General features: G+C 63.7%; 19 protein-coding genes. 6 read left to right on the top strand and 13 right to left on the bottom strand.

Annotated features, from left to right (window positions below; genetic code table 11):
- Window positions 1–42 precede the first annotated feature (42 nt).
- Entirely contained in the window at window positions 43–1,620 is a 1,578-nt protein-coding gene (locus AC5ZGW_RS23530) for a peptidoglycan DD-metalloendopeptidase family protein (protein WP_496113967.1), read from the top strand.
- A gap of 153 nt (window positions 1,621–1,773) precedes the next feature.
- On the opposite strand, the gene AC5ZGW_RS23525 is transcribed toward AC5ZGW_RS23530, so the two are convergent.
- Together AC5ZGW_RS23525 and AC5ZGW_RS23520 are read right to left on the bottom strand one after the other, a co-directional pair.
- Window positions 1,774–2,271 (bottom strand): cupin domain-containing protein, encoded by a 498-nt coding sequence (locus AC5ZGW_RS23525; RefSeq protein ID WP_130229824.1) that lies wholly within the window; start codon window positions 2,269–2,271, stop codon window positions 1,774–1,776.
- Window positions 2,272–2,320: 49 nt separating this feature from the next.
- Window positions 2,321–2,803, bottom strand: coding sequence for a carboxymuconolactone decarboxylase family protein (locus tag AC5ZGW_RS23520; protein WP_130229823.1), 483 nt, complete (start codon window positions 2,801–2,803; stop codon window positions 2,321–2,323).
- A 50-nt stretch (window positions 2,804–2,853) separates the two neighbouring features.
- On the opposite strand from AC5ZGW_RS23520, the gene AC5ZGW_RS23515 reads away from it, so the two are divergent.
- Both AC5ZGW_RS23515 and AC5ZGW_RS23510 read left to right on the top strand, forming a co-directional pair.
- Complete coding sequence (locus AC5ZGW_RS23515) at window positions 2,854–3,429, top strand: MarR family winged helix-turn-helix transcriptional regulator (RefSeq protein WP_130229822.1); 576 nt, start codon at window positions 2,854–2,856, stop codon at window positions 3,427–3,429.
- A 56-nt stretch (window positions 3,430–3,485) separates the two neighbouring features.
- Window positions 3,486–4,715, top strand: a complete 1,230-nt coding sequence (locus tag AC5ZGW_RS23510; RefSeq protein WP_130229821.1) for a lytic murein transglycosylase — start codon at window positions 3,486–3,488, stop codon at window positions 4,713–4,715.
- A gap of 90 nt (window positions 4,716–4,805) precedes the next feature.
- On the opposite strand, the gene AC5ZGW_RS23505 is transcribed toward AC5ZGW_RS23510, so the two are convergent.
- Together AC5ZGW_RS23505 and recJ are read right to left on the bottom strand one after the other, a co-directional pair.
- A complete protein-coding gene (locus AC5ZGW_RS23505; protein WP_130229820.1) occupies window positions 4,806–5,615 on the bottom strand; it encodes an SDR family NAD(P)-dependent oxidoreductase in 810 nt (269 codons plus the stop codon).
- 21 nt (window positions 5,616–5,636) lie between these two features.
- Entirely contained in the window at window positions 5,637–7,478 is a 1,842-nt protein-coding gene (recJ, locus tag AC5ZGW_RS23500) for a single-stranded-DNA-specific exonuclease RecJ (protein ID WP_496113966.1), read from the bottom strand.
- Window positions 7,479–7,840: 362 nt separating this feature from the next.
- Here recJ and AC5ZGW_RS23495 point away from each other — a divergent pair, with 362 nt between their 5' ends.
- Window positions 7,841–8,935 (top strand): methyl-accepting chemotaxis protein, encoded by a 1,095-nt coding sequence (locus AC5ZGW_RS23495; RefSeq protein WP_028167851.1) that lies wholly within the window; start codon window positions 7,841–7,843, stop codon window positions 8,933–8,935.
- A gap of 170 nt (window positions 8,936–9,105) precedes the next feature.
- Here the strand turns inward: AC5ZGW_RS23495 and AC5ZGW_RS23490 are convergent, their stop codons facing one another.
- The 5 genes from AC5ZGW_RS23490 to AC5ZGW_RS23470 all read right to left on the bottom strand — a co-directional run bounded on the left by AC5ZGW_RS23490 (window position 9,106) and on the right by AC5ZGW_RS23470 (window position 14,022).
- Entirely contained in the window at window positions 9,106–9,825 is a 720-nt protein-coding gene (locus AC5ZGW_RS23490; RefSeq protein WP_130228039.1) for a haloacid dehalogenase type II, read from the bottom strand.
- 79 nt (window positions 9,826–9,904) lie between these two features.
- Window positions 9,905–10,903 (bottom strand): class II fructose-bisphosphatase, encoded by a 999-nt coding sequence (gene glpX, locus AC5ZGW_RS23485; RefSeq protein ID WP_130228038.1) that lies wholly within the window; start codon window positions 10,901–10,903, stop codon window positions 9,905–9,907.
- Between the two features lie 75 nt (window positions 10,904–10,978).
- Window positions 10,979–12,295, bottom strand: a complete 1,317-nt coding sequence (locus tag AC5ZGW_RS23480; RefSeq protein WP_130228037.1) for a homoserine dehydrogenase — start codon at window positions 12,293–12,295, stop codon at window positions 10,979–10,981.
- A gap of 24 nt (window positions 12,296–12,319) precedes the next feature.
- Complete coding sequence (locus AC5ZGW_RS23475) at window positions 12,320–13,540, bottom strand: LL-diaminopimelate aminotransferase (RefSeq protein ID WP_130228036.1); 1,221 nt, start codon at window positions 13,538–13,540, stop codon at window positions 12,320–12,322.
- A 212-nt stretch (window positions 13,541–13,752) separates the two neighbouring features.
- Entirely contained in the window at window positions 13,753–14,022 is a 270-nt protein-coding gene (locus AC5ZGW_RS23470; protein ID WP_245474895.1) for a hypothetical protein, read from the bottom strand.
- A 290-nt stretch (window positions 14,023–14,312) separates the two neighbouring features.
- On the opposite strand from AC5ZGW_RS23470, the gene AC5ZGW_RS23465 reads away from it, so the two are divergent.
- Both AC5ZGW_RS23465 and AC5ZGW_RS23460 read left to right on the top strand, forming a co-directional pair.
- On the top strand, window positions 14,313–16,118 hold the full coding sequence (locus tag AC5ZGW_RS23465; protein WP_463328038.1) for a PHA/PHB synthase family protein: 1,806 nt from the start codon (window positions 14,313–14,315) through the stop codon (window positions 16,116–16,118).
- A 94-nt stretch (window positions 16,119–16,212) separates the two neighbouring features.
- On the top strand, window positions 16,213–16,611 hold the full coding sequence (locus AC5ZGW_RS23460; RefSeq protein WP_130228034.1) for an MAPEG family protein: 399 nt from the start codon (window positions 16,213–16,215) through the stop codon (window positions 16,609–16,611).
- 10 nt (window positions 16,612–16,621) lie between these two features.
- On the opposite strand, the gene AC5ZGW_RS23455 is transcribed toward AC5ZGW_RS23460, so the two are convergent.
- From AC5ZGW_RS23455 to AC5ZGW_RS23440, 4 genes are all read right to left on the bottom strand, one after another.
- Window positions 16,622–17,611 carry an isopenicillin N synthase family dioxygenase gene (locus AC5ZGW_RS23455; RefSeq protein ID WP_130228033.1) on the bottom strand — a complete coding sequence of 330 codons (990 nt, stop codon included), beginning with the start codon at window positions 17,609–17,611 and terminating at the stop codon, window positions 16,622–16,624.
- Window positions 17,612–17,648: 37 nt separating this feature from the next.
- A complete protein-coding gene (locus tag AC5ZGW_RS23450; RefSeq protein ID WP_130228032.1) occupies window positions 17,649–18,617 on the bottom strand; it encodes an ABC transporter substrate-binding protein in 969 nt (322 codons plus the stop codon).
- A 434-nt stretch (window positions 18,618–19,051) separates the two neighbouring features.
- A complete protein-coding gene (argC, locus tag AC5ZGW_RS23445) occupies window positions 19,052–20,032 on the bottom strand; it encodes an N-acetyl-gamma-glutamyl-phosphate reductase (RefSeq protein WP_130228031.1) in 981 nt (326 codons plus the stop codon).
- Window positions 20,029–20,694 carry an FMN-binding negative transcriptional regulator gene (locus AC5ZGW_RS23440; protein WP_130228030.1) on the bottom strand — a complete coding sequence of 222 codons (666 nt, stop codon included), beginning with the start codon at window positions 20,692–20,694 and terminating at the stop codon, window positions 20,029–20,031. Before AC5ZGW_RS23440 ends, argC begins: the two co-directional genes overlap by 4 nt.
- Between the last annotated feature and the right edge of the window lie 241 nt (window positions 20,695–20,935).

Below are 20,935 nucleotides of genomic sequence, written 5' to 3'. Positions count from 1 at the left end.
TCGAGCTAAGGGGGGACCGCGCCGGGGGACGACGCGTTGAAAGTGAAAGCTGTCTGCTTTGTGGCACCTTGGCTGGCAGCTTTCGCGTCGCTTCTCGCCAACCCCCTCGCCGCTTCTGCCGACGAATTCCGTACCCCTTCGATCTCGGCCGTGCGCGTCGAATGGCGCGCGGTGCTCGATCAGCTCCGCGCCGAGATCAATAGCCAGCCTTCGATCGCTGCGAACTTCACATTTGCGAGCCAGCGCCGCGTACCTTCATACGATCCGCGCGCACGGCCCGCGCTGGTGCAATTGAACGCGATCACCTCGCAGCTATTCCCCGGCATCGGCCGCAGCCCGATCCCGGTGCTCTTGCCGTTCGATACCGCAACCTATCTCGAAGCGCGGCGGAGCGGCACGCCGGATAGCTTGTCGATGTCGCGCTATCAGGCGGACTTCCGTCCGGTGGATCTCTTCACTGCAGGAGCCGCCGGTTATGATGCGATGTTCGCACTCGAGCCGGGCGCAGGCAACGGAATGCCGGAGCGGACTTACGCAAGACCGATCGAGGTGCATATCACCGGTTCGCTGCTGCTCTATGATCTCAACGATCGGCCCGGCGGCAAAGGCGAACCGGTCAAATCGCTTTCGGCACAATATCCTGATATCCGACGCTTCATCCGCGAAGGCTATGTGCGCTATGCCTTCACCCGCTTCGGCGTACCCTATGTGGTTTCGATCCACTGCCTCGATAGCACGCCGCGGCTGCGACGGCTGGCCTGCCGCGAGGCCTATCCGGTCGCCGAACGCTTCCTGAAGGCGCTGCGCATCGCCGGCGGCCAACCCTCGCGGCTGCGGCGGGACATCGCCTCCGTCAGCGCCGAGCGGCCGGCCGCCATTTCACCTGAGTTCACCTATCGCACAAGCGGCGACATCGTCGCCAACAGCGGTTACCACAAGCAGGGTGGCCGCACCGACCTGACCGTCTATTCGCAGATCCGCTTCCCATTGGCGAAAGCGCCGGCCTTCATCCATTCGCAATCGTTCGGCAGGCGCGCCGACCAATATCCCTGGCAGGACAGCTTTTGCGAGGCGCGCAGTTTCGAAGTCGGCCAGTGCGCCAACGGCTTTGGCCACCAGGGGCAGGATATCCGCCCGGGCCCCTGCCCGCGCGACAACGAAAGCGGAGAACCCTGCGATCCCAAGCGACAGGCGATCGTTGCCGTGCGCGATGGTGTCGTGATCCGTTCACGGGGCCAACAGGGGGCGACGCTGCAGGTCAACACCCAGACCGAGCATATTCGCTTCCGATATATGCATATGACCCCGTCGGCGATGGATGCGGACAGCCTTCTCAACGGACGCCGCGTCACGGAAGGCGAAAAGATCGGCGCGGTCTCGAATTATCTCGATCATCCCAACGGCACCACGCGCCACCTGCATTTCGACGTGCAGGTGTTCACGCGCGACGGTTGGCTCTGGGTCAATCCCTACACCACGCTGGTCTCAGCCTATGAACGCCTGATCCGCGGCCGCGGCCGTGAGATCGGCCCAGAACCGCCGGCAGCGGCCGCGGTGGCGCATGCGCAGCCGGAAGACGTGATCCAACGTCTCGATCCGCAGGAAGGCGGCGGCAACTAGACTCGAATCGTAGGCGGACAAGGGCGCTGGAAGATTTCGCGTGCGGGGCACGCTCTTTCCACGTCATTGCGAGCGAAGCGAAGCAATCCATTTCGCCACTTGTGGAGGCGTGGATTGCTTCGCTTCGCTCGCAATGACGGCGTTAGGCCTCCGTTACTCAATGAGTGTCGTAAGCTGCGCGCCCTCGTCGGCTACGAATACGGCAATCAACTCCGCCGGCTCCGTGTTGCTTGCATTGGCTGAGACCAGGTGCGTCGAACCCGGCGGCTCGAAGAAGGACTGGCCGACCTTGAACGTCTCAAGCGGTCCGCCGCCGAGCTGCGAGCGGATTTCGCCCTTTGTGATATAGGCCGTCACCGAGCCGGCATGCCGATGCGGGCGCGTGAAACCGCCGGGGCCGTAGAACACGCGCACGATGGTGACACGCTTGCCCGGCACGTTTGGCAGCGCGTACGAGCCGATTGGCTCAACCTTGTCGAGCGGCGATCCCTCGGCGGCGTTCGCGCAAAGCGGCGCGATGGCGCCGGATACCGTGTCCATCATCGCCGGCAATGTCCTTGCGGTGACCAAGGCGCAGGCAAGACCCGCAATAACCGCGAGCGAAATGGGCCGTGTCGATGCGAAAGGAGTTGTCGCGAGCATCGATGCCATGTTGTTCTCCTTTGGAGAAAGACGTTATTCGCCCCTTTGCCTTCTCTATTCACGACGCGGCTGCGCCGACCGAGGACGGCTTTCGCGCCGGCGGCGTCCAGCGATGGGCGACGCCATACCTGTTCCAGACGTTGATCGCCGCGATCGCCGAGGTGAGATAGCTCAGTTCCGGCTCGGAGAATTCCGCGCGCGCTTCAGCATAAACCTCGTCGCTCACGCCGTCGCCGAGTTTCGTCAGCGCTTCGGTCCATGCCAGCGCAGCGCGTTCTCGCGCGGAAAATTGCGGGGCCTCGCGCCAGACCACGACGAGGTTGAGCTTGTCGGCCGATATGCCGAGGCTCTCGGCCTGCAGGATATGAAACTGCACGCAGAAGGCACAGCCGTTGATCTGCGAGGCGCGCAGCTTGACCAGTTCGAGCAACTGCTTGTCGAGCCCTGCCTTGGCCGCCATCTGACCCAGCGCCCGCACCGCATCGTAGACATCGGGTGCAAGCTTCTGAAAGTCAGCGTATTCGGCTCTCGCGTGTGACATCAGTTTCGCCTCATGTTATCAGTATGCTGGTAGATTATAAGAGCACTGATATGGCGCGCAAGACTGCACGGTCCACCGGCACGGTTCGTAAGACATCAAAAATCGAAAAATCGAAAAATCCCACTCGGAGCCGGAAAGCGCCCGCCGAGACAGATCCGGCACTTGCAATCATCCGCCCACCACGACCCGGCCAGGGCAAGCGCGGCGAGCAAGGCTATCTCGCTTATCTCCTGCGGCAGGCCCAGGCGGCGACGCGGCTGACGATGGAGCGGGCGCTGGGAAAGCTCGGCGTTACCCCGCCACAGTTCGTCGTGCTGACGATGCTGCGCGCCTATCCCGGGCTGTCCGGCGCCGATCTCGCGCGGGTGGCGTTGCTGACGCCGCAGACCGTCGGCGTCATCATCCGCAATCTCGAGCGCGACGGCGCGATCCGGAAGACACCGCATCCGGTTCACGGCCGCGTCCTGCAATGGACGCTGACCAGGCGCGGAACCGCGCTCCTGGAAAAATGCCGGCGTCACGCCCATGCCGTGGACCGGCGGCTGGCCAAGGGGCTCAACCCCAGGGCAGAACTGATCGTGCGGCGCTGGCTGTCCAAAATCGCCACAGAGCTGCAGGATAGCTAGGTTCCCGCGGCGATGTGACTTTTTGTGTCCTTGGATGGCGCCGCTAGATTGGCAGCATGAAGCAACTTGATTCTTTGAAATCCCACGCCCGCCGAGCTTTCCTGCAAGGCAGCATCGCGGCCGGCACCCTACTTGCCGGCCCGTTCACTGCGCTTGCCGCGCCACCCGGCTTTGACCAATGGCGCGACAATTTCCGCGCGCGCGCGCTCGCCAAGGGAATCTCGGCGGCGACCTGGACCCGCGTGATGGGCCGCATCGAGCCTGACATGAGCGTGTTCCGGCAGATGCAGAAGCAGCCGGAATTCAACGAACAAATCTGGCAATACATCAACCGTCGCGTCTCCGACTGGCGCATCATCAATGGCCGTGAGGCGCTCAAGAAGAACGAGGCGCTGTTCGCGCGAATCGAGAAGGATTTTGGCGTCGAGCGCGGCACGCTGTTGGCACTGTGGGGCGTTGAATCCGCTTACGGCGATCCGCTGGTGCAGCAGAACCACATGAAGCCGGTATTCCCTGCACTTGCCGCGCTCGCCTGGAACGAACCGCGTCGCAAGGCCTATTGGGAGACCGAGTTGATCAACGCGCTCAGGATCGTGGACCGCGGCTGGAGCACGCCCGAGGAGATGCGCGGCTCCTGGGCCGGCGCCATGGGGCATTCGCAATGGATGCCGGAAGTGTGGCTCAATGTCGGCTTCGACTATGACGGCGATGGCAAGGTCTCGCCATTCGGCCGGCCGGACGATGCACTCGGATCAACCGCGAAATACCTCGTCAACCGCGGCAAATATCACCGCGGGCAACATTGGGGCTATGAAGTGCGGGCCAATGGCAACATGAGCGGCAGCCGCACCTACGCGGCCTGGGCCAGCGCCGGCGTGACCCGGGCCGACGGCCAGCCGTTCCCGCAGCCGAATGCATCGGCGCAGCTATGGATTCCGGTCGTGGGCGGCCCCGCCTTCCTGCTGGGTCCGAATTTCTATGCCGTGCGCAGCTACAACCCCTCGATGAACTATGCGCTGGCGATCTGCCATCTCGGCGACCGCATCCTCGGCGCGCCGCCCTTCATCCATCCCTTCCCTGGCTCCGAGCGCGCGCTGACGCTGGCCGAGGTGCAGGAAATGCAGACCCGGCTCAGCAAGGCCGGCTTCGACACCGGCGGCACCGACGGCCGGGTCGGCAACGACACGATGAAGGCGATCCGGGATTATCAGACCAAGATGAGCCTGTTGCCGGCCGACGGTTATGGCGGGCTGAAGGTGCTGGCGCGGTTGCGGCAGGGGAATTAGCGCAACCGTTATTGCGAGCACAGCGAAGCAATCCACGTCGCCGCGAGTTGAGAGATGGATTGCTTCGCTGCGCTCGCAATGACGCAGGTGTCATGGTCGCCGTACAACAGCACCCGCGTTCATGCCGCCGTCGATGACAAGCTCAGTCCCGGTCACGTAGCGCGACGCATCGGAGGCCAGATACAGCACGCCGCTGGCGATCTCCGCCGCCTGACCGGCGCGGCCGAGCGGGGTTGCAATCTTCGCACGTTCTTCGGGATCGATCGGCGCGTTCGCACGGTTCCCCGTCGCCTCCGTCGGGATCTTGCTCCAGATCGGAGTGTCGATGATGCCGGGATGGACCGAGTTGACGCGGATGCCGTCTTCCGCAGCGGCGCATTCCATCGCGACAGACTTCGCAAGCAGCCGCACGCCGCCTTTGGTCGCGGAGTATCCGGCAAGGCCCGCCGCGCCGCGCAGGCCCGCGAGCGAGGACATCATGATGACGGATCCGCCACCGCTCCTGCGCATCAGCGGCAGAGAATATTTCACCGAGAGGAAAACGCCGTCGAGATTGATCGCGGTCTGCCGGCGCCAGTCGGCGAGCGTCATGTCGGTGATCGACGGCACGGAGATGCCGATACCCGCATTGGAGACCAGCACATCGAGCCGGCCAAACCGTTTCTCGATCTCCGAGATAATCTCCGCCCAGCGTGCCTCGCTGGTGACGTCCTGTTGCAGAAACACCGCTTTGCCGCCGGCCTTGTTGACGCCGGTAACGAGCTCCGGTCCCCTGAGCTCGTCGATATCGGTCGCTACGACCGTGGCGCCCTCCTGCGCCAGCAATTCCGCGACCGCCGCGCCAATGCCCGAGGCGCCGCCGGTGACCAGCGCCACCTTGCCTTCCACCTGTCCTGCCATGTGCTCTCCCCGACTGTTTTCTTATCTGATCACCGCGGGCCCCTGATCGGGGACCGTGACGTCGAGCACACGCAATTGCACACGTTCGCTGCCTTGCCAACGGTCGATCGCAAGGGAGCCCGCGACATGGAGCGGCTGGCCGCGATTTTGAATCAGCGCATTGCCGAGCTTTTGGCCGACGGAACGGAACGCCATGCCGTTCACGATCGCGCCGTCGCCCGATTTGAAGCGCAGTCGCAGATGCGCCTGTCCGACTTCATCGGCATAGACGAGCTGGTGCGACGGCAGCGCGATCACCGGCTCTGGATTGCCGCTGCCGAACGGGCCGGCGCGGTTCAGCATCGCGGCAAATTCCACCGCTACGGCGCGAGCGCTCACCGCGCCGTCGATGAACAATTCATTCTCGTGACGCGAATTGGCGACGTCGGCGGCGAGCACGCTTTCCAGATAGGCGCGGAACTCGGCGAGCTTCTCCTTTCGCAGCGTTACGCCTGCAGCCATCGCATGGCCGCCGCCCTTGAGCAGCAGGCCGTCCGCCACCGCCTGCCGCACCGCCTTGCCGAGATCGACGCCGCCGATCGAGCGACCCGAGCCGGTGCCGATGCCGCCCGGCTCGAGCGCGATGGCGAAGGCCGGCCTGCCAAATTTCTCCTTCAGGCGCGAGGCCACGAGGCCGACGACGCCGGGATGCCAGCCCTCGGCGGCCGTGACGATGACAGCGCCCTTGTCCTCCAATCCGAGCGAGGCCAGCGCCTCCGCCTCGGCCTGCGCTTCGGCCGCCTGCTCAATGACGCGCCGCTCGCTGTTGAGGCGGTCGAGTTCGGCCGCGATCCGTGCCGCCTCCGAGGGGTCGGATTCCAGAAGTAGCCGCACGCCGAGGTCGGCGCGCCCGATCCGCCCGCCCGCATTGATGCGCGGTCCCAGCATGAAGCCGAGGTGCCAGGCCTCCGGCGGGCCGTTGAGCCGGGCCACATCCATCAGCGCGGTGTGCCCGACATGGTCGCGCCGGCGCAGCGCGATCAGCCCCTTGGCGACCAGAGCGCGGTTGAGCCCAATCAGCGGCGCGACGTCAGCCACCGTTCCAAGCGCGACGTGATGCAGCATGCCCAAGAGATCCGGCTCCGGCATTTCCGAAGTCCAGAAATCGCGCTGGCGCAATTCCCGGTTCACCGCGACCAGCGTTACCAGCACGAGGCCGACGGCCGCGAGATGACCAAGGCCGGACAGATCGTCGAGCCGGTTGGGATTCACCAGTGCGTCCACCTCGGGCAGCACCTCGCCGCATTGATGGTGATCGATCACGACCACGGACATGCCGAGCCGCCGCGCCTCCGCCAGCGGCTCCAGGCTCGTGGTGCCGCAATCGACGGTGACCAGCAACGTCGCGCCCTTGGCGGCGAGCGCGCGCACGGCCTCCGTGTTCGGGCCGTAGCCCTCGAACAGGCGGTCGGGAATGTGGATCAGCGGATCGAGCCCGCAATGCCGCAAGTGCCAGGTGAGCAGCGCCGCCGAGGTTGCTCCGTCGACGTCGTAGTCGCCGAAGACCGCGACCTTCTCATTACGCATCGCCGCATCCGCGATCCGCCTTGCCGCGGCCTCCATCTCGGTCACGGTGAAGGGATCCGGCATCAATTTGCGGATGGTGGGATCGAGGAAATCCGGCACATCATCGATCGCGACGTCGCGACCCGCGAGCACCCGCGCCAGCATTTCCGGCAATTGGTGGCGCTGCGCGATCGCGAGCGCGCGCGCCGCTCCCCGCGCGTCCAAACGGTCGCGCCAGAATTTGCCCGTGAGCGAGCGCGCCACGCCGAGAAAGGCCGGCGGCATCTCCACGGGCAGGATGGCGGTGTGCAGCGTCATAACGATCCCGACGACGAGTGGCGCTCGCATGAGAGCGAATCAGAGCTGCCATCCTCGACCCTGAGCGGGCGATCGCGAAGCGCTGCCAGGCGGTTTTGCCCGCTTTTCGCAGGAGACGGACGTTGCGGAATTGGCTTGCGGGGGTGTCGAGGCCTTCGTCGGGCGGTGTCAGGAGAGGGATTCACAACGGGAAACGGCGGAGTGCCCAAATAAAGTGCAGTCCCACATAGGTGGCAATTTCGGAAAATTAAGCCGATGTTAGCCGAAATCGCCGAAAAAGGACGCGTGTTTGATGTGCGATTTTTTGGTTCCGTTCCGTCCGCAGGAAGCGGTCAAAGGCTTAATGCAAGGGAAGTCCGGCTATGTCCATCGCGCTCCCGCGCGCGAAATCAATCGCGAGCGAATCGGCGGTCTCGCCTGACATCGACGATGAATCCGACATTTCGGCGCTGATCGCGCGGCTGACCGCGGAGGTCAATCAGATCGCCTGCGAGAAGACCAGGTCGATCCAGAAGATCACCAACCAGATGAAGATGCTGGCGCTGAATGCGCTGATCGAAAGCTCGCGCGCCGGCGCGCAAGGCGCGGGCTTTGCCGTGGTGGCGCAGGAAGTGCGCGGCGTCGGCCAGCAGGTCGAGACCATCGCGCGCGAGCTCGAGACGCAACTAACGCGGCGCACCGGCAGTCTCATGAGCTCGATCGAGCGCATGACCGACCGCTCGCGCGGCGAGCGCATGGTGGACCTGTCGCTGAACGCGATCGAGCTGATCGACCGCAACCTCTATGAACGCACCTGCGATGTGCGCTGGTGGGCGACCGATTCTGCCGTCGTCGACTGCGCTGCGTCACCGCAACCGGCGGTGGTCGCGCACACGTCCGAGCGGCTGGGCGTGATCCTTTCCGCGTACACCGTCTACCTCGATCTCTGGCTTTGCGATCTCGAAGGCAACGTGCTCGCCAACGGGCGCGCCGATCGCTTCAAGGTGATCGGCCAGAACGTCGCGGCCACAAAATGGTTTCGCCAGGCGCGCGACCTGCGCTCGGGCGACGACTATGTCGCTGGCGACGTCGAGTGCCAGCCGCTGCTCGGCAACGCGCAAGTCGCGACCTATTGCGCCAGCGTCCGCGAAGGCGGCAAGGCCCATGGCAAGCCGACCGGCGTGCTCGCGATCCATTTCGACTGGGAGCCGCAGGCACGCGCCATCGTGCAGGGCGTGCGCGTCGGCGCCGCCGATAAAGCGCGCGTGCTGCTGGTCGATTCCCATTTCCGGGTGATCGCGGCATCCGACGGCAAGGGCCTTCTGACCGAGCACGTCTCGCTGTCACTCGGCGGCCAGCGCAGCGGCTTCTACCACGACCGCTCCGGCGCGTTGGTCGCCTTCCACGCCACGCCGGGCTACGAGACCTACAAGGGTCTCGGCTGGTACGGCGTCATTCTCTGCGGGGCGGCTTCCTAGGCCTAGATCGGTGTGGTGTCCCCTCATGGTGAGGAGCGCCAGCGCGTCTCGAACCATGAGGCCCCGATCTCGCCCGCGGCCCATCCCTCGAGAGGGCCGCTGCGCGGCCTCCTCAGGCTGAGGGCTTTCTGCGTGGCGCTCTTCTTGGCTTTTCGCGACGAGCTGCTCAGCTAGCAACCCATCCGATCGGCGATCGCGCCGAAATCCTTGGCGACGATATCCCAGTCGCCGGTTGCTTCGAAGTCGACCTTCTGCAGCGGGCCGTATTCGGTCGGACGCGCCACAAAGGCGGTCTTCAGGCCGTTCTGCTGCGCATGCTTGAGATCGCCGTTGTGCGCGGCCACCATCATCACCTGCTCCGGCGGCAGGCACAGCAATTTCGCGGCGCCAAGATATGTCTCGGGATCAGGCTTGTAGTGCTCGAACAGTTCGGCCGACATAACGAGGTCCCAGGGCAGCCCTGCGAACTTCGCCATGTTGGTCAGCAGTGCGACATTGCCGTTCGAGAGCGGCGAGATGATGTATTTCGCCTTCAGCCGCGCCAGCCCCGCTACGCTATCGGGCCAGGGATGCAGGCGGTGCCATCCCGTGGTGAGGTAATGCAGGTCGACGTCCGTCAATCCCTTGATGCCCTGCTGCTCGACCAGCTTCTCCAGTGAGCGGCGGTGCAGCATGTCGAGGATGACATAGCCGCGTTCGGGATGTTTGCGCACCTCGTCCATCGAGGCGGCATAGACCGCGCGCCAGCCGTCAACGAGGGCGGTCCAGTCGGCTTCGATGCCGCGCGTCTTCGACCATTTCGTGAAGTCGTTGATCAGGCTGGTGCGCCAGTCGACGACGGTGCCGAACACGTCGAACACCAGCGCCTTCACCGCCGAAAGATCGGCCATGCTCGCCTCCCGTTTGTTTCTGACGCCGTCATTCCGGGTCCGATGCTTCGCATCGCCCCGGAATGACGAAGGAGTATCCTCAATCGAGATGGAACTTCTCGAGCTGGCGGTGCTCCGCCTTGATGTAGCGCACGGTGCCGGTGACCGAGCGCATCACCACCGTCTCGGTCTCGATCGTGTCCTTCTTGAACTTGACGCCCGTCAGCAGCGAGCCCGTGGTGACGCCGGTGGCGGCGAACAAGCAGTCGCCGCGCGCCATGTCCTCGATGCCGTAAATCATCTTCGGATCGGTGATGCCCATCTTGTGCGCGCGCTCGCGCTTCTCCTCGCTGTCGAGGATCAGGCGGCACTGCATCTGGCCGCCGATGCAGCGCAGCGCTGCCGCGGCCAGCACGCCCTCGGGCGCACCGCCGGTGCCCATATAGATGTCAACGCCGGTCTCGTCCGGGTTGGTGGTGTGGATCACGCCGGCCACGTCGCCGTCGGTGATCAGGCGCACGGCGGCGCCAGTCGAGCGGATGCTCGTGATGATGTCGGCATGGCGCGGACGGTCGAGCACCAGCGCTGTGATCGCCGATGCCGGCACGCCCTTGGCCCTGGCGAGCCGCTGGATGTTATCAGCCGGCGACGCGTCGAGCTCGATCACGTTCTTGTCGTAGCCCGGACCAATCGCGATCTTCTCCATGTAGACGTCGGGCGCGTGCAGCAGCGTGCCGCCATCGGCCATCGCCATCGTGGCGATCGCGCCCGGCATGTTCTTCGCGCAGAGCGTGGTGCCTTCCAGCGGATCGACGGCGATATCGACCTTCGGCCCGGCATTGAGCCCGACCTTTTCTCCGATGAACAGCATCGGCGCCTCATCGCGCTCGCCCTCGCCGATCACGATGGTGCCCTCGATCGGCAACTTGTTGAGTTCGCGGCGCATCGCGTCGACCGCGGCCTGGTCGGCCGCCTTCTCCTGGCCGTGGCCGCGCAGCCGCGCGGCCGACACCGCCGCCCGCTCCGTCACCCGCACGATTTCGAGCGTGAGAATGCGCTCGAGCAAAAGTTGCGGCGGGACGGAAATATGGGTCGACATCTCTGCACTCCTTCAGCCTTCGGGCCCCTCGCCCGCATTCAATCATCTAACGTAGAAGGCGTTCGCTATCGCACACTAATTTTTCTCAATTCGGATCACCTGCGGGCGACCGCTGATGACCCTGTCGCGCTGCACGGCCTTGAGCGCCCGGTGAACCGCATCTTCACTGGTCGCATAGGTAATCAGAATGACAGGAACCGGTGAAGCTTTTTTGGCCGAACCGTTAACATCACCGTCATTGCGGTGGCGCTGCACGATCGATTCCAGCGAAATCTTCTGTTCCGCAAGCCGCGTTGCGATGGTCGCGGCGGTGCCGGCGTGGTCGCGGGCCAGAAGACGGATATAATACCCGCCCTCATGGCGCTCCATCGGCGCCTTTGTCGTCGCGCGCAGGCTGTCGACCGGCCGGCCAAACGGCGTTGCGCGGATGCCGCGCGCGACGTCGGCGATATCGGCAACGACGGCGGACGCGGTCGCCGCCCCGCCAGCGCCCGGCCCGACCAGTGTGATCGGCGGAATGCCCTCACCGTCGATCGTCACCGCATTGGTGACGCCCATCACTTGGGCAATCGACGAAGATTTCGGCACCATGGTGGGATGCACGCGCTGCTCGATGCCCTTTGCAGTTCGCACCGCAACGCCGAGCAGCTTGACGCGATATCCGAGTTCCTCCGCCGCACGCAGGTCTTCGGGCGTGATCGAGGAAATGCCTTCGACATAGACAGCGGTTTGCGCGACCTTGGTCCCGAAGGCGAGGCTCGCCAGGATCGCGAGCTTTTGCGCGGTGTCGTGTCCGTCGACGTCGAAGGACGGATTGGCTTCGGCATAACCGAGCCGCTGCGCGTCCTTCAAACATTCCTCAAACGACAGTCCCTCATGCTCCATCCGCGTCAGGATGTAATTGCAGGTGCCGTTGAGAATGCCGTAGACGCGATTGACGCTGGTGCCGGAGAGCCCCTCGCGCAGCGTCTTGATCACGGGAATGGCCGCGCCGACGGCAGCTTCGTAATTCAGTGCGCCACCATTCTGCTCGGCGGCCTTGGCAAGCTTCAGCCCGTGCTTGGCGATCAGCGCCTTATTGGCTGTCACCACCGACTTGCCGGCCCTCAGCGCAGTCTCGATGGCCGAGAAGGCGGGATCATCGGCGCCCCCCATCAATTCGACGAAGCAATCGACATTGGAATCCTCGGCCAGCGCCTGCGGGCTTTCGGCCCAGTCGATGCCGCGCAAATCGAGGCCGCGCTTCTTCTTCGAACGCGCGGTGACCGCGACGACGCGCACGCCGCGGCCGCTGCGCGCCGCCAAGGCGGCACCCTGCTGCTCAATAAGGCGGACGACTTCGGCGCCAACGGTGCCGAGCCCCGCTATGCCCACTTTCAGCGGTGCGACCATTGCAAACAGACCTGCCGGAGGAGATTAACGCCGGTTGGCGAGAGGAACCACGTTGTGCAACGTTTCGATGCCGCTTTCAAGGAAGCGGCGCACACCGCGCGCGGCCTGGCGAATACGTTGCTCGTTTTCCACCATCGCGATGCGGACAAAGCCCTCGCCGTGCTCGCCGAAGGCAACGCCGGGCGACACCACCACGCCGGATTTTTCCACAAGCAGGGTCGCGAACTGCATGCTGCCGACATCCTCGAACGCTTTCGGCAGCGGCGCCCAGGCGAACATCGAGGCTTGCGGCGGCGGGATGTCCCAGCCGGCGCGGCCGAAGGCTTCCACCAGCGTGTCGCGTCGCCGGCGATAGGTCTCGCGCATCTCGCGGATGCAGTCGTCCGGCCCGTTCAGCGCCGCAGTCGCGGCCACCTGGATCGGCGTGAAGGCGCCGTAATCGAGATAGGATTTCACCCGCGCCAGAGCCGCGATGATGCGCTCGTTGCCGACCGCAAAGCCCATGCGCCAGCCGGCCATCGAATAGGTCTTCGACATCGAGGTGAATTCGACGGTGACATCCATCGCGCCCGGCACCTGCAGCACCGAAGGCGGCGGATTGTTGTCGTCGAAATAAACTTCGGCGTAAGCGAGATCCGACAGGATGAAGATCTCGTGCTTCTTCGCAAAGGCGACGAGGTCTTTGTAGAAGTCGAGATCGGCGACATAGGCCGTCGGGTTGGAGGGATAGCAGACCACGAGCGCGAGCGGTTTCGGGATCGAATGGATGATCGCGCGCTCCACCGCCTCGAAGAATTGCGGCGTCGGCTCCGACGGCACCGAGCGGATCACCCCGCCCGCCATCAGGAAGCCGAAGGCATGGATCGGATAGCTCGGATTCGGGCACAGGATGACGTCGCCGGGCGCGGTGATCGCCTGCGCCACATTGGCAAAGCCCTCCTTCGAGCCTAGCGTCGCCACCACCTGGGTGTCCGGATTGAGCTTCACGCCGAATCGCCGCGCGTAATACGCAGCCTGCGCCTTGCGAAGGCCGTTGATGCCCCGCGAGGCCGAATAGCGGTCGGTCCGCGGCTTGCCGAGGGTTTCCTTCAACTTCTCGAGCACATGGGGCGGCGTCGACAGGTCCGGGTTGCCCATGCCCATGTCGATGATGTCGGCCCCGGCATTACGCGCCGCTGCCTTGGCCTGGTTGACCTTCTCGAACACGTAAGGCGGCAGACGGCGAATGCGATAGAACTCTTCCATGGGACCTTTGCTCCGACGACCGGCACGGCAGAATCGCGCGCCTTTACGCGGTTTGCCGAGACCAAGCCCGGTTTGGCCCGGAAATTACGCCCAATCAATGACTTAGAGCGTTTCCAGACGCAAAATCTGGGCTCGGCGACCGGATATGCGGTTGAATTGAGGTTCTTTTAGCATGTAGCGGTGGCAGCGCCAGCGATTAGCTTGCTGCCGCTTCACTTGCCGGCGTTTTGTGCGGCCGTGGCTTGGCGGTCGCGCGCGGCCTTCAGCTCGGCCTCGATCTTGGCCTGCTCCGCCGGCTTCATCGGCGCCTCCTCACGATCCGGCGGCATATCGTGCACCGGAAGATAGCCGCTGGCCTCCTTCGGACGCGCCGGGGCATCGGCTGGCACCCCGACGCCGGGAAGATCCGCGATCGACGTGGAGCAGCCGCCAAGCGCAACCGCGCACCCGAGCAGCGCGCCGACCGCGAGCAGCCTTTTCATTCGATCGATACGCATACGTCCGGAAGTCCCCACTTGCCGGTAACCAATCACTGGTACGAGCTTTGCAGCGACAAATCGTCTAATCGCTTCGGCTCTGCCCTAACCGTTCAAACCATTGTCGCCCGAAACGATTAAGTCGTGAACAACAAATCCGATTGATGCGGCTTCAATGTGTCGGAACTGGGAGGAATTTGTCGCAGTGCAACAATGCGAAAACCTAGAGAAATCCTACATCTTGCTTGCCGCACCGCGCGATGACGCGGCTCAATTGAAGCGATAGTGTCCACTGCATGAGCGACGTTACCCTCGAAACCCAGGCCACAAAGAAGTTCGACGGCGAAGCCTTCGCAATGAACATTGCGCGTGCGCTGGAGAGCTCCGGCCAAGCGCTTGCGGCCTATCTGAAGCCGCGCGAAAACGCTGACATCAAGGACAAGGCGGGAGGCGAGTTTGCGGAGGTGATCAAGACCTTCACCGCGGTCGCCGAATACTGGCTCTCGGACCAGGATCGGGCCGCTGACCTGCAGACCAAGCTCGGCAAGGCCTATCTCGACCTGTTCGGCTCAGCCGCCCGCCGCCTGGCCGGCCAGGAAGCCAAGGCCGCGATTGACCCCGCACCGCGCGACAAGCGCTTCGCCGACCCGGAATGGCGATCGAACCAGTTCTTCGACTTCATCCTGCAGCTCTATCTGCTCACCACGCAATGGGCGCAGGAGCTGGTGCGCAACGCCGAGGGCATCGACCCACACACCCGCAAAAAGGCCGAGTTCTACGTCCAGCAGATCACCAACGCGCTGGCGCCGTCGAATTTCGTTTTGACCAATCCGGAAGTGCTGCGCACCACGATGGAGACCAACGGCGACAACCTCGTTCGCGGCATGAAGATGCTGGCGGAGGACATCGAGGCCGGCCACGGCACGCTGCGGATCCGCCAGTCCGACCCGACCAACCTCGCGGTCGGCGTCAACATGGCGACCACGCCGGGCAAGGTGATCTATCAAAACGAGTTGATGCAGTTGATCCAGTACTCGCCGACCACGGAGGCGGTGCTGCGCACGCCGCTCCTGATCGTGCCGCCATGGATCAACAAGTACTACATCCTCGATCTCAGGCCCGAGAAGTCCTTCATCAAATGGTGCGTCGACCAGGGACTGACCGTGTTCGTGATCTCCTGGGTCAATCCCGATCGCGATCTCGGCAAGAAGACCTTTTCCGACTACATGACCGAAGGACCGCTGACCGCGATGGACGTCATCGAGAAGGTGACTGGCGAGATGAAGGTTCACACCGTCGGCTATTGCGTCGGCGGCACCCTCCTTGCCGCGACGCTCGCCTGGCTCGCCGAGAAGCGCCGGGTGCGCGTCACCTCGGCCACGTTCTTCGCCTCGCAGGTCGACTTCACCCATGCCGGCGACCTCCTGGTGTTCGTCGACGAGGACCAGATTTCCGCGCTCGAGCGCGACATGGAGCAGCGTGGCGTGCTCGAGGGCAGCAAGATGGCGATGGCCTTCAACATGCTGCGCTCGAACGACCTGATCTGGAATTATGTCGTCAGCAACTACCTGAAGGGGCAGCCGCCCTCCTCGTTCGACCTGCTGCACTGGAACTCCGACGCGACGCGGATGCCGGCGGCGAACCATTCCTATTACCTGCGCAACTGCTATCTGGAGAACCGGCTTTCCTCCGGCACCATGGTGCTGGACAACACGCTGCTCGATCTCTCCAAGGTGAAGGTGCCGGTCTACAACCTCGCGACCCGCGAGGATCACATCGCGCCGGCCGAGTCGGTGCTGTACGGATCGCAATTCTTCGGCGGGCCGGTGAAATATGTGCTGTCCGGCTCCGGCCATATCGCCGGCGTGGTCAACCCGCCTGCGGCCAACAAGTACCAGTACTGGACCAACGACAACATCAAGGACGCCAAGCTTTCCGACTGGCTGAAGAGCGCCAAGGAGCACAAGGGATCGTGGTGGCCCGATTGGCGCGAATGGCTGGAAAGCATCGATGCCGAGACAGTGCCTGCGCGCGCGGTCGGCTCGGAGGCACTGCCACCGATCGAAGAAGCTCCCGGCAGCTATGTCCGGGTTCGCGCATAGCGCGAGGCGCGCCGCTTCGGTATAATCAAGCGTCCATCGGAGCAGAAAAACCATCACGCTCCAGACGGGACGCAGCTCAACCGAGGGGAAACCAATGACGCGCGAACTGTTCTGGCTGACGCTGACGGTAATTCTGACCGGAATATTGTGGATTCCCTACGCCATCAACCGCTGCCAGGTCCGCGGCCTCGCCGGCGCGATGGCCAATCCGTCGCGCAACGACAAGCCTCACGCCGACTGGGCGAACCGGCTGATGTTCGCGCATGACAACGCGGTCGAGAACCTCATCATTTTCGCGCCGCTGGTCTTGATCCTCAACGCAATCGACTACTCGACCAAATGGACCGTGCTCGCTTGCGCCGTCTATTTCTGGTCCCGCGTCGCGCACCTGATCGTCTATACGCTCGGCCTGCCGGTGTTCCGCACCCTCGCCTTCGTCGTCGGCTTCCTGGCGCAGGCCGTACTCGCGGTGGCGATCTTCAGGGTGTTCTGATTACAGTGCTTCACGGCTGTGGCCTGGCCTCGGGCTTCACGCCCAAATCCATGGATGCCGTCAGCTTGGCGCGAATGTAGTCGCCAGCCAACACGGGCTCGTACAGCGCGGGATGCTCCGCATCGACGCAAGTCGGGAGGCAGGCGACTTCGGCCGACTCGTTCGGTCCCGTGAAGGCCACCATGGAGAGGCGCGCGGTCGAGCCTGTGAGGCTGCGATCGGGGTTGGATACCCGATGCAGCGTCGAGCGCCAGCGGCCATTGGTCCATCGCGACATCAGATCGCCGACATTGATCACGAAGGAATTCGGGACGACGCCAACCTCGCTCCATGTCCCGTCGCGATCACAGACCTCGAGACCGCCCGGCGCCTCGTCCTGCCGCAGGATGGTCAGGCCACCGTAGTCATGATGGGCGCCATAGCGCAATTGACCCGGCGCAGGCGGTTGCGGCTGATCGGGATAATGCACAAAGCGCAGCGTGATCGATGGATCGGCATACGAAGACGCGAAATAGTCTTCTGGCAGATCGAGGGCCAACGCCGAAAGACGCGTGAGATGGGCGGCGAGCGTCATAATCTCGGCCGACCAGGCTTCAACCAAGTCTCGAAGCCCGACCGGACTGGCGGGCCATATATTCGGCCGGCCGCTGTGGGCTTCCCGGTGCGGAGCCGCAAACACCAGGGCCTCGCACAGGTCAGGCGGCGTTTCGCCCGACAGGGTCTTGGCGACACTCTCGATTCCGATCGGCAGATAGCCGCGCCCCTTGGTCTTCTCGGGTGCCGCATTCTGCAGCTTCGTCGCCATGGACTGCGCGAAATAATCCTTCACAGCGCCATAGGTGTCGCTCGCGAGCTGTTCCGGCACCCCGTGCCCGACCACAACGGCGAAACCGATACTTTCGAACGCATGACCAAACGCCAGTCCGACCTTCTGGCGGGCCGCACCGTCACCTTGGACGAAGGGGGCTATATCGACGATGGGAAGGGTCATCTGAGGCATCGAAATCTCTCGGCAAACACATCAGGTGGTCGAGCGGTCATTTGATGTTGCTGAATCGCAGCGTGTAGGCGGATCTCACGTCGAGCGTTCTCGGATAGACTCCTGCCGTGGCGAGCGTGTCGAAGAAGCGGGTCCAGCGTTCGTCGGTCATGGCGCCAATCCCCAGCCTGTCGGCATCGCCTCCAAGGACAAGCTCGCGCTTGCGCATCTGATCGAGCTTGAAGCGGAACAGTTCCTCTCCCCCGGTTGGATTGACGGCGAGGATAGCTTTCATGGCCGGTGTGGCGTCACCCGTCATACATTCTTCGAACCCCTTTCGGGTTGCATCGACGAAGGCCTGAACGGTGTTGGAATGACCTTCAATATAGGCGTCAGTGGCGAAGATCGTGGTCGCATAATTGTCGTAGCCATAGTCGGCAAGCAGGATCGATACGGGCGGTGCAGGCAAGGCCTTGCCGAGCAGCAAGGCGTCTTCGGTGATATAGCCTTGCTGCACGGCCTTGGGATCGGCAAGAAACGGCGCAGCCGAATAGCTGTAGGCCGCCAGTTGATCATCCGAGAAGCCGAACTTGGCTTTCAGGAATTGCCAGAATTCGTTTCGTGAGAACTGGCCGATCATGATCCGCCGGTCCTTCACGTCCTGCAGGGTGGAAACGCCCTGGCCCGCATGAGCCACCAGCGTCTGCGGGTCCTTCTGGAAAAATGCCGCGACCGTACGGGCCTTAACGCCCCGATTGACCAGATTGAGCGTTGTGAAACTCGACCCCATGCCCATGTCGATTTCGCCGGCAGCGACCATGAGGGGCATATTGACGTTTGGATTGCCGGGACGAAGTTCGACGTCGAGGCCTGCGTCCTTGTAGTAGCCCTTGGCCTGGGCCTGGAAGAACCCGCAGTGCTCCCCTTGTGGCACCCAGTTTAGGCCGTAAACAACCTTATCGAGCGCCTGGGCTGGCGAACCCATGACCGACAAGGCCATCGCACAGATAGCAAGGCACTGTTTCATGAGTGTAGCGGTCCGCATGCCTGCCCCTTTGGACTGGAAATGATTCAGCCGACCGTCGGGTAGCCATCGTCGTCACCACAACGGCAAGCTGAGCCTGCGAGCCAGCTTCATCTCCGTGTTTGCGGAGCGCTCGCGACCACTGGATTGCAAGGCAATAGGAAGTCTTGCACTGCAAAGCGTTGCGTACGAGCATCATTTTTTGCGCATTGTGTTCGCAAAAAGCGTACGCAGACAGGATGCGCCCTGTGCGCGCCAGCCATCGGATCGCGGGCGCGCGCCCTCATCTGCGGCAACTGACCTCATCCAGTTTTCTGGTGAGCCTTTGAGCGCGTCCCTATTGTGCCGATCGTCCAATGTCGCTCCGGCAGAATCGTGACCGCATCGCTGTGCGCAACGCAGTCACGCTGACGGGAACAGTGTCGCCCACTTCAGGCTTAGGCCTCAGCGAGCCCCAGCATCAGCCGCATGTTCTGCACCGCCGCGCCCGAGGCACCTTTGCCCAGGTTGTCGAGCCGCGCGACCAGCACCGCCTGATGGTGCTTGTCGCTGGCAAAGACATACAGTTCGAGCCTATTGGTCTCATTCAGCGCCTCGGGCTCGATCCGCCCGCTCTTGGCAGCCTCATTCTCAAGCGGTATGACCGAGACATAGCGGCTTCCGGCGTAGCGTCTCGCCAGCGCGTCGTGAAGGTCGGCCGCGCCGGGGTTGCCCGGCAGCGTCTCGAGCTGCAACGGCACTGACACCAGCATACCCTGCCGGTAGTTGCCCACCGACGGCACAAAGATCGGCCGGCGCGTCAGCCGCGAGTAGAGCTGCATCTCCGGCACGTGCTTGTGCTCGAAGCCGAGACCATAAAGTTCGAAGGCTGGCGCGGTGCCATCCTCGAAGCTTGCGATCATCGACTTTCCGCCGCCGGAATAGCCGCTGACGGCGTTGACGGTGATCGGATAGTCCGCCGGCAGGACGCCAGCATCCACCAGCGGGCGGAGCAGCGCGATCGCGCCAGTCGGATAGCAGCCGGGGTTGGAGACCTTCCGGGCGGTGCGGATCTTGTCCGCCTGATCCGGGGCGAGCTCCGGAAAGCCGTACGCCCAGTCGCTGGCGACGCGGAACGCCGTCGACGCGTCGAGCACGCGGGGGGCCGCTGTGCCCATACTGTCGATCAGCGCTACGGTCTCCTTCGCGGCATCGTCCGGCAGGCAGAGGATCACCAGATCCACCTCCTCCATCAGCGCGCGCTTGGCACCTGCGTCCTTGCGCTTTTCTTCGGCAATGCTCTTCACCACCACGTCGTTCTGCAGCCGAAGCCGCTCATTGATGCCGAGGCCCGTTGTTCCGCTGGCACCGTCGACGAAGACGGCGGCCTTTGCGGAGCTGCCGACGGTCGGGGATGGCTTGACGTCAGAGAGGCTCATGGCTCGCTCCTTTCGAGCGTGTTCGGTTCATTTGCAAAGGCTTGCGGCCGCGCTTCCCGCATCAGATGCGCAATCTGCTGCGCGCCGGCATCGGTCTGCGAGGCGAGCGCGCCCGCCACCGCCGCGTAGTCGGTTTCGGATTTGTGCTGGTTGAGCTTGAAGCTGCCCTCGACCTCTTCAACCGTCATCTCAAGGCCCACGATTGCCTTCTTCATCGCCTCCAGCCGCGCGGCGGTCATCTTCGCCGACGTCCACGGCTTCTTCGGCAACAGCCTGTTCTCGAACTTGGCGTTGAGCGTATCGATCTGCACCGCAAGCTCATCATCCGATAGCGGCCGCACCGGACCGCTCAGGTGCACAGCCTGATAGAGCCAGGTCGGCACCTGATCCCGCGAGACGTACCAATCCGCCGACACATAGGCATCCGATCCAGTGACGGCCAGCAGCCAGGACGAAGTCCCCGCAAGCTTTATCAGCGGATTGTGACGGGCAAGATGAAACACCGCGCGCGGCGTCCCGTCGGCAGCATAGGACAGATAGAACGGCAGCGGCGAAGCGATCGGCTTGGCGCCGTCCCAGGCGCAGACAAGGCAGAACCCGCGCGCTTCCGCAAAGGCGAGACTTGCGGCGCGGTCGGGCTTGAACGGCGGTGGCGTATACATGTCGAACTCCGGAGGTGGCTAGGAGCCGCCAGATCGACCGCGTTGCTTTTCTTGGGAAAGATGCCGCGGGAGATGATCCGGCGGCAGAGGCGATGATCTTAAACGCAGACGACCGCCCATACCGCGCAAGCCCGGCGGCGACGGGCGATGGAATTGGTCGCAACGTGGATCATGCGTGAGCCTATAGGGGTGCGGAGCCTGATCGTCAAGGCGCAACGCCGTCATTCCGGGGCGACGCGGT

The sequence above is a fragment of the Bradyrhizobium sp. Crot121 genome (assembly GCF_059512385.1).
The sequence above is the reverse complement of the archived record's forward strand: the minus strand, read 5'-3'. Positions and strand labels throughout refer to the sequence as shown.

Excerpts from the sequence above, each read along its gene's own strand:
- AC5ZGW_RS23475 (WP_130228036.1), bottom strand. The coding sequence starts at position 13,540 with ATGGAAGAGTTCTATCGCATTCGCCGTCTGCCGCCTTACGTGTTCGAG.
- AC5ZGW_RS23470 (WP_245474895.1), bottom strand. The coding sequence starts at position 14,022 with ATGAAAAGGCTGCTCGCGGTCGGCGCGCTGCTCGGGTGCGCGGTTGCG.
- AC5ZGW_RS23440 (WP_130228030.1), bottom strand. The coding sequence starts at position 20,694 with ATGTATACGCCACCGCCGTTCAAGCCCGACCGCGCCGCAAGTCTCGCC.
- recJ (WP_496113966.1), bottom strand. The coding sequence starts at position 7,478 with ATGACGCTGCACACCGCCATCCTGCCCGTGGAGATGCCGCCGGCCTTT.
- argC (WP_130228031.1), bottom strand. The coding sequence starts at position 20,032 with ATGAGCCTCTCTGACGTCAAGCCATCCCCGACCGTCGGCAGCTCCGCA.
- glpX (WP_130228038.1), bottom strand. The coding sequence starts at position 10,903 with ATGTCGACCCATATTTCCGTCCCGCCGCAACTTTTGCTCGAGCGCATT.
- AC5ZGW_RS23510 (WP_130229821.1), top strand. The coding sequence starts at position 3,486 with ATGAAGCAACTTGATTCTTTGAAATCCCACGCCCGCCGAGCTTTCCTG.
- AC5ZGW_RS23520 (WP_130229823.1), bottom strand. The coding sequence starts at position 2,803 with ATGTCACACGCGAGAGCCGAATACGCTGACTTTCAGAAGCTTGCACCC.
- AC5ZGW_RS23505 (WP_130229820.1), bottom strand. The coding sequence starts at position 5,615 with ATGGCAGGACAGGTGGAAGGCAAGGTGGCGCTGGTCACCGGCGGCGCC.
- AC5ZGW_RS23495 (WP_028167851.1), top strand. The coding sequence starts at position 7,841 with ATGTCCATCGCGCTCCCGCGCGCGAAATCAATCGCGAGCGAATCGGCG.
- AC5ZGW_RS23515 (WP_130229822.1), top strand. The coding sequence starts at position 2,854 with ATGGCGCGCAAGACTGCACGGTCCACCGGCACGGTTCGTAAGACATCA.
- AC5ZGW_RS23465 (WP_463328038.1), top strand. The coding sequence starts at position 14,313 with ATGAGCGACGTTACCCTCGAAACCCAGGCCACAAAGAAGTTCGACGGC.
- AC5ZGW_RS23450 (WP_130228032.1), bottom strand. The coding sequence starts at position 18,617 with ATGAAACAGTGCCTTGCTATCTGTGCGATGGCCTTGTCGGTCATGGGT.
- AC5ZGW_RS23480 (WP_130228037.1), bottom strand. The coding sequence starts at position 12,295 with ATGGTCGCACCGCTGAAAGTGGGCATAGCGGGGCTCGGCACCGTTGGC.
- AC5ZGW_RS23490 (WP_130228039.1), bottom strand. The coding sequence starts at position 9,825 with ATGGCCGATCTTTCGGCGGTGAAGGCGCTGGTGTTCGACGTGTTCGGC.
- AC5ZGW_RS23525 (WP_130229824.1), bottom strand. The coding sequence starts at position 2,271 with ATGGCATCGATGCTCGCGACAACTCCTTTCGCATCGACACGGCCCATT.
- AC5ZGW_RS23455 (WP_130228033.1), bottom strand. The coding sequence starts at position 17,611 with ATGCCTCAGATGACCCTTCCCATCGTCGATATAGCCCCCTTCGTCCAA.
- AC5ZGW_RS23460 (WP_130228034.1), top strand. The coding sequence starts at position 16,213 with ATGACGCGCGAACTGTTCTGGCTGACGCTGACGGTAATTCTGACCGGA.